The sequence below is a fragment of the Firmicutes bacterium HGW-Firmicutes-1 genome, from assembly GCA_002841625.1.
Classification (GTDB): Bacteria; Bacillota; Clostridia; order Lachnospirales; family Vallitaleaceae; genus HGW-1.
Genome location: PHAG01000025.1, coordinates 2,522 through 9,190 on the forward strand (window position 1 = coordinate 2,522; position 6,669 = coordinate 9,190).

At 32.0% G+C, this 6,669-nt stretch carries 8 protein-coding genes; all 8 read right to left on the reverse strand.

What is annotated here, in order from left to right:
- Positions 1 to 221: 221 nt before the first annotated feature.
- The 8 genes from CVU84_17500 to CVU84_17535 all read right to left on the reverse strand — a co-directional run bounded on the left by CVU84_17500 (position 222) and on the right by CVU84_17535 (position 6,519).
- The gene (locus CVU84_17500) at positions 222 to 848 is read right to left on the reverse strand and encodes a hypothetical protein (protein PKM93105.1); all 627 of its coding nucleotides are present in this window, start codon (positions 846 to 848) and stop codon (positions 222 to 224) included.
- A gap of 211 nt (positions 849 to 1,059) precedes the next feature.
- Positions 1,060 to 1,491: a hypothetical protein gene (locus tag CVU84_17505; GenBank protein PKM93106.1), complete on the reverse strand. Its 432-nt coding sequence runs from the start codon at positions 1,489 to 1,491 to the stop codon at positions 1,060 to 1,062.
- A gap of 177 nt (positions 1,492 to 1,668) precedes the next feature.
- The gene (locus tag CVU84_17510) at positions 1,669 to 2,169 is read right to left on the reverse strand and encodes a hypothetical protein (GenBank protein PKM93107.1); all 501 of its coding nucleotides are present in this window, start codon (positions 2,167 to 2,169) and stop codon (positions 1,669 to 1,671) included.
- Positions 2,170 to 2,384: 215 nt separating this feature from the next.
- Positions 2,385 to 2,594, reverse strand: coding sequence for a hypothetical protein (locus CVU84_17515; protein ID PKM93108.1), 210 nt, complete (start codon positions 2,592 to 2,594; stop codon positions 2,385 to 2,387).
- A gap of 29 nt (positions 2,595 to 2,623) precedes the next feature.
- Entirely contained in the window at positions 2,624 to 3,127 is a 504-nt protein-coding gene (locus CVU84_17520) for a hypothetical protein (protein ID PKM93109.1), read from the reverse strand.
- A 507-nt stretch (positions 3,128 to 3,634) separates the two neighbouring features.
- Complete coding sequence (locus CVU84_17525; protein ID PKM93110.1) at positions 3,635 to 3,964, reverse strand: hypothetical protein; 330 nt, start codon at positions 3,962 to 3,964, stop codon at positions 3,635 to 3,637.
- Positions 3,965 to 4,797: 833 nt separating this feature from the next.
- Complete coding sequence (locus CVU84_17530; protein PKM93111.1) at positions 4,798 to 5,271, reverse strand: GNAT family N-acetyltransferase; 474 nt, start codon at positions 5,269 to 5,271, stop codon at positions 4,798 to 4,800.
- Positions 5,272 to 5,445: 174 nt separating this feature from the next.
- Positions 5,446 to 6,519, reverse strand: coding sequence for a hypothetical protein (locus CVU84_17535; GenBank protein PKM93112.1), 1,074 nt, complete (start codon positions 6,517 to 6,519; stop codon positions 5,446 to 5,448).
- Positions 6,520 to 6,669 lie beyond the last annotated feature (150 nt).

Genomic DNA, 6,669 nt, shown 5'->3' on the forward strand with positions numbered 1-6,669 from the left:
TGCTCATTTCCTATTTGGAAACTGTTCATTTAAAGCTGGAACAAAAGCTCGGGCGGTCACATTAAATAATCTAAAAACTAGTTGTCATATAACGTTCGCATGTTCACGACGTTCATCGGCTAAATAACTTACCATTTTGTCCAACTTCATGCTGATGAATGTTGTGAACATATTGTTATGTGATGTTGCCTGCTGGTCGTATTAGAAAATCTATAACTTTTCTATTCAATTACTATTACTTCACCATCTCGTAATGCGATAAAAAACATCTTGTTATCTATCAAATATTGGATAACCTCATCCATTTCTTCTGACTCAAAGTGATCAGATTTATAGTGTGGTACAATTACATAATCAAGTATACCTAATCCATCCCAAATCACAGCGTGCTGCTCTCCATATGGTTTTTCAGTTTGATCATCCACTAGATGAATCCCTTTCAATGTTGGACCCAACACACACACACCTGCACTGAAACCACCATATACAATATCAACTTTCTCTTCATAATATTTCTTAATAATTACATCAAATCCACTAAGTTTCATTGCTTGAAGAAGTACAAAAGAATTACCCCCACTTATCCAGATTAAATCATATTCTCGTATTCTTTCTTCAAGTTCTATTTGTTTATTGAAATAATACCTTAAGTCTAATAACTCAACTAGAAACCCTAGTTGTTTAAGATCAGATATATCGTTACCTTCATATCTTTTCCTTTCTTCTAAATCCGTTAAGTAATCAAGTGCATTTGAAATATATACAACTCTTTTATTTCCATTTTGCGTTATTTTTTTTAGTTTTTCTACTTCAGATCCAGTTTTAAATGATGATAAATAAAATTTCATGTATCCTCCATATTATTTAGGGTTTTTCTAGATTACTAAGCAGGCAATGTCACATAACGTTCGCGTGTTTACGATGTTCATCAGCTCACTTACTCACCAAATAATCCATTCTTTAGGCTGATTAATGTCGTAAACATTTTGTTAGCTGATGTTGCGCGCGGAAACCTCCAATAGCAATAATCTATTAGTTATTGTAAACATAAGTTGTAAGTTATTCCTGAAAAATCCATTGTTTTTGATATCTCCCAGTTTCATCTATAAGAAAATAGTCATTATAATCACCCTTGATTATTTTTGTATACTCTCCGTATTGTTTCGACTTTTCTCTTCCATATGCATTTCTAGTATTGTCTGTGTTGCATATTATAATTGTACCATCATATTCCAAATCAAAAATTATTGGGTACCCTTCTTTTGAATATGCTGTTATGCGAATTTTTTCTATTTGTTTGAGTTCAACGTTTTTGATATACTGAATCAGTCCTTCTTTATTTATAGGTCCTTCTGGACCCATCACCACATCACCATTATTTACAGCAGTATTATAATCATATGAATTGGGGTGAATTATAAACCAATAGAAACATGTAAAAACTACTGCTAAAATCAATACAATAATAGTATTCTTTAATACTCTTCTCATCTACTATCCCCCATAAAACTCAAATTACTGCACTAGCGCACAATGTCAGCTAACGTTCGCGTATTGCCGACGTTCATCAGTACGTCATACATCAATATAATTACGCTTAAAGCTGATGAATGTTGGCAATATATTGTTATGTGATGGAATCTACGGAAACCTTATACTGCCTGCAGATTATTGCAATAAGTCCTTTTCTTTTAATACATTGTATAATTCTTGATTTGCTCTTGGATCTTCATCAGGCGAAGTTAATTTCAATTTAACCCCATCTGTTATATCAGATATTATAACTCCCATTGGTATATTTGATGATGTTAAAACTGGTTCAAAGTAACCATCATAAATACGTTCACCATTTACCGTAAAAATGAATCTATCCATTGACAAGGTTCCAAGTAGTTTTGAGCCCCCTTCATGAGACATGGTACTATTACTTGATACATAGGCACTAGATAAATCACCTACTTTACTTAAAAATTCCTCATTGAATTTTATCTCATGTGTTTCCCAAATATATTCTTGTATATCTTCATCTGAAAATAATAGCTTTTCGTTATCTTCAGCTCTTATTGCTAAGAAAACTTCAATCTTTCCGTCTTCAGTGTTTTTATTACATCCTTGTAATAAAATGCATATAATAATCATCATAAAAATAGTTATTAATTTTCTTTTCATGCTTCCTCCTCATTTGTTTAACCCATTAATTAATTATACTAGTAGATTCTGTCACATAACGTTTGCGTGTTTCCGATGTTCATCAGCTCTGACACTTCATGTAGAGTCAATCTAATGGCTGATGAATGTCGGAAACATCTTGTTATGCGAAGGAACTTGCGGAAACTTCCAACAACCATAAATCAAAGCCTATTATCTAGATTCAGCCTGTAACTCTAACCTTCTGCATAATATACTTTGTAGTTGCTACCGACTGGCATCTCTATAATATTTCTAAAAACATCATAATCATAGGTGGTAAGCATTGCCCCTTCATTGTTCACTAAGCCAATTGCATCGCCATGTCCATTGCAAAGGTAAATCGTTACAGCATCAAATTCACCCAATAGTTCTTTTTCAGTTTCAAGTTCCCTCGTGGGCGTCATTGATGACATCTTACACCCAAAGCTAGCTTTCACTCAGATTCATAATAATACCAATTACCGTCTATCGATTCTAATACATTTATTAGGGGCCAATCAGGCTTAAGCCCATCTTTTGAGAATACTACTCCTTGTTCAAATGCTATATCTGTCTGCCTTATAAAATAAACTCCATTACCCGTTTCAATAATATGTTTAAATTTAAGATTATACAATAAGTTCAGAATACCATCCTTATATTTTTTATTATCGACCTTAATATCAATAATTCTAGCTCCTTCAACGCTAGAAATTAAAAACTTGCTATCGCTATCCCTATCGACAGTAATATCTTTAGTGATCTCTTCAGCATAATTCGAAAGCACCACAAATTGATCTTTATTATTTTTATATGCTTCAATTATTCTTTCTTTAGGAATATGCGGATAATTGAAAATGATTGGCAAATACTTACTAGTAACAAATGTAACTAGTATAATCACAACTAGACTACTAGCTATTGCTATAATCTTCTTTTTCATTTGCTTACCTTCCATAAAATTTTGGGATTGTTAATATCTCCATTATCATATATTCTGAAAATATAAAAATTTGTATTCCATCAATTGTAATAATTTAAGCACCCGATTTTGAAATAATAATCATGAAAAAAGACCTAGCAAGTTCTTTCGCATAACGTTCGCGTGTTGCCGACGTCATCAGCTCGAATAATGTAGCTTTAGTTACTCATTAGGCTGATGATGTTGGCAACATATTGTTAGGCGATGGAATCAATGGAAGCTACCAGTAGCCATTAATTAAATAGTTTGATTAAATCACTCATATTTTTATTATACGGATATTATGCTATTTACAGTTAATGTATAACTAGACTAGTATAATCAAAATGGCAAGTTATAATTAATTAATAAATTGGAAGTTGTTGAGCTGAATATTATGCTCATAGTACCAGGTTATAACAAACTTGAAACCAGTATCTAAGATTTTGGCACTGACTTTTTCATGCTCAACCTCAAATGATTTTCTAATCATAATAAGTTTTACTAATATTTTCTTTCAATAATAATTGATGATATAATTGCATAAATAATCAGAAGAATCATCAGTCCAATCATAACATGAAATATCCATCCACTACGGATAATCATTTCTATAGCATTTAATAAGAATATGATTCCGATTACAACAAATACGATTGCCGATTGCCGATAATGCGGTTTTTTATTCATCTTGTTACGTTCTTCTTTTGAAGCATAAAGATATGCATTATTAAACAAGATACCCTTTTCTTTAAATTGGAAGTACCCAACAACAAAAGAACCTAATGATATGATGAAAAGGATGACTAAAGCAATAACTTCTATCGTACGCATATTAAACCTCCTATAAAAATAATCTCCAATACAAATTCTGATGTATCGTTTTCTTTCTTCTACGTTGCCATACTAATCATAATCATACTACGTATAATCAAACACTAATTGATTCTGTCGCCTAACGGACGGGGTATTGGCGACGTTCATCAGCTCAATTACTTATAATTATAAAACTAACTAAACTGATGAATGTTGCCAATATCATGTTATGAGACGGCTTCCTTCTAGTTACTCTTCGAAAAATCACAGTCTCTTCCCGCGTAGTTTCACTTACCTATTCCAGTAGCTCAGATGTCCTCAACTAAATTCCTCATCAGGCAGTTTCATTCAATTAGCTTAGATTAAGCCACTCAAGTTCTTACCTTATACATATTTAAATGTGGCTTATTAATCAATTATTTAAAACTGCATTCGATATGTTGAGGACATCTGAGCGTCCTAGTGCGATCATTACCCCAGAAACTACTTTGCGTTGTTATACTCAAAATCAAGAGTTCCAGCTCCTTCTGCAATTACTTAATACAGTTTCCTAAATATATTTAGGGGAAGCCACTCATTGCTATATATTGTAGCTATATTAAAGGTGGCTGCTCATTTCCTATTTGGAAACTGTTCATTTAAAGCTGGAACAGAAACTCGGGCGGCCACATTAAATAATCTAATAACTAGCTGTCATATAACGATTTCGTTGTTGCCGAAGTTATCAGCTCATACGCTTCCCAATTATATATCACTTAATGCTGTTAATTTTGGCAACAACTTGTTATATGATGTTACACACGGTAACTGCCATTATATAACAACCAACAATCAGTTTTTATAAGCCTACATTATATGATTTTCTTCTCATAAATGATTAAATTCAAATATTCATTAATAATGTTTAAACCAATTCTTTTGTATCCAAACTTTTCATAAAGATGATTATTCCTATAATCAGTTTCCGGAGTCATTAGCGTCCATACCAAAGCATCATTATAAAAACCCTCAACTTTCTGTATTGCCTTACCACCAATGCCAATATTCTGATATTCCGGTTGAATTGTTATTGTATTAAGTTCATATCGACGATCTCCCTGTTTACAAATAAATATAGAACCTACTATCTTATCATCTAAAATAATTTTATATGCATCTGCTCTCTCAAGAAATGATATTAATTGTTCATCTGTTGTCTCATAAGCTGGGCAAAATTTATATTTTTCATATGATTCATAAAACGCAAGTTTCTGAATGTTATTAATTGAAGTGATGTCGTCAATACTTACTTTTTCAAGTTTGATCTCCATATATACCTCCTGCATTCTCTATAAAAATAAAAGGATTTAAACTAGTGTGTAATTTCATATAACGTTCGCGTGTTCACGATGTTCATCAGCCTCTTTCACTTCCCAACTTATTAATCTTCTGGCTGATGAATGTTGTGAACATATTGTTAGGCGATGGAATCAATGGAAACTGCCGATAGCCTTTAGTAATTATTTATTTATTATAATCGTTGGTTCAAGTTTTATGTTCTCGACTTCACAAATTTCGTTCTCTTCTAATCTAAATAGCTGTAAAATTAACTCCCCACCTTTGGGTTCATGTACAGTGAAATATGGATAAGAAACTTTTAGAATATATATATTATCTAAACCATCTTGATAAAATTTAATTCCAAAGCAAACATTTTCATCTATGCGTGTTATTAGTTGTTCTATACCCTCCAACTTTAATGTATATTCATCACTGGTTGTAATTTCCCATTGATTTGGCGAATACCAATTAGATGTATGGAATAAATCAACTGTGAAGATGAATTTAATATTATGTTTCGTATCAAATAGTTCAATATCGTATGGTGGTTGATTTGTTGCCTTATTAATTATAGCTATATTAGAATCAGACATTTGATAATTCTTTAGGTTGTTTAGATAATTATCATCTATGATATCTGACATAAGTTCAGATAGTTCAGAGGTATTATAGCCATAATCAAACTGACTAGTCTTTTTCTGTTCAAAAAACAACCCGTTAAATTCATATTCAATAACGGCATTCCTAAGCTTTGTTTCATAATCATACTCTATACTTAAGAAGTGTACTTTACTATCATATGTTATGGGAAATATATTACCTACTGTTATCACAGTCTCTACAAATACATCATCCGTCTGTTTATATATCTTCACATAATAAAATTTATCTGAACCGCCTTCGCATTGAACAACATAAAGTTCGTTAACGCCATCTCCATCTAGATCAAATAAATAAGCATCCATGTTTTCAGTCACCAAAAATTCCATTTCATTCGAATCAGCTTCTATTATTATTTTCTTTTCTTCTACGTATGCTTTTAGGCTTATCTGTGTGCTTTCGTCAGGTCTCAATAATTCAAGCTTTTGATTAATAATACAATCATTCAGAAAATCTTCCCATTTAGTATCTACTTTTATCGTTGACTTGATTATTTCTTCATTCTCGTTCACAACATTTCGATGACATGATGTAATAATTATTAGAACAATAATAATAGTAGCCATTTTGGTTAATTCTTTTGTCTGTTTCATTGTACTCCCTTAGCATGTCAGTTGTTTTATTCACTAATTGATTCTGTCGCCTAACTCTCGCGTATTGCCGACGTTCATCAGATCAAAGATGTCCCACATAACATTGCTTTAAGCTGATGAATGTTGGCAATACATTGTTATGTGACGTTG

What these genes read in the sequence shown, in the direction of transcription:
- CVU84_17520 (PKM93109.1), bottom strand. Translation starts at nt 3,127, where the DNA reads ATGGAAGGTAAGCAAATGAAAAAGAAGATTATAGCAATAGCTAGTAGT.
- CVU84_17510 (PKM93107.1), bottom strand. Translation starts at nt 2,169, where the DNA reads ATGAAAAGAAAATTAATAACTATTTTTATGATGATTATTATATGCATT.
- CVU84_17500 (PKM93105.1), bottom strand. Translation starts at nt 848, where the DNA reads ATGAAATTTTATTTATCATCATTTAAAACTGGATCTGAAGTAGAAAAA.
- CVU84_17525 (PKM93110.1), bottom strand. Translation starts at nt 3,964, where the DNA reads ATGCGTACGATAGAAGTTATTGCTTTAGTCATCCTTTTCATCATATCA.
- CVU84_17515 (PKM93108.1), bottom strand. Translation starts at nt 2,594, where the DNA reads ATGACGCCCACGAGGGAACTTGAAACTGAAAAAGAACTATTGGGTGAA.
- CVU84_17530 (PKM93111.1), bottom strand. Translation starts at nt 5,271, where the DNA reads ATGCAGGAGGTATATATGGAGATCAAACTTGAAAAAGTAAGTATTGAC.
- CVU84_17535 (PKM93112.1), bottom strand. Translation starts at nt 6,519, where the DNA reads ATGAAACAGACAAAAGAATTAACCAAAATGGCTACTATTATTATTGTT.
- CVU84_17505 (PKM93106.1), bottom strand. Translation starts at nt 1,491, where the DNA reads ATGAGAAGAGTATTAAAGAATACTATTATTGTATTGATTTTAGCAGTA.